This is a genomic window from Bradyrhizobium sp. MI1.10 (assembly GCF_055811035.1).
On sequence record NZ_JBVVPN010000178.1, the window covers coordinates 1 to 312 of the forward strand.

Consider the following 312-nt stretch of genomic DNA (forward strand, 5'->3'; position numbering starts at 1 on the left):
CCGTATCGCTCACCGTCGCGGTCAAAATCTGGTTCTGCGTTGGCGTCCCGCTGACGCCCACCGCGCCGGGGTGATTGTTAGGATTTGTCGAGCCTGCGGCGAATACGACGTCGCGGAAGTAGTTTGCGTTCTGATAGACGTTGGTCGGGAAGACGCCGCCAGTGGAGTCGTAGACGCCGGCGCCGGCCGCAGCGTTCAGGCCACCATTGCTGATGCCGGACGCGAAGCCTTGGGTGGTGGAGACGTAGTAACTGTTGATATTGACCGAGACCACGTAGGTCGTACCGGCCGCGATGGTGAGCGGCGTGGCGA

At 62.5% G+C, this 312-nt stretch carries 1 protein-coding gene; it reads right to left on the minus strand.

Annotated elements, in window-relative coordinates; translation table 11 throughout:
* Window positions 1-312: DUF4082 domain-containing protein (locus AC0L3K_RS40810; protein ID WP_473368234.1), on the minus strand; the 312-nt coding region annotated here is incomplete at both ends.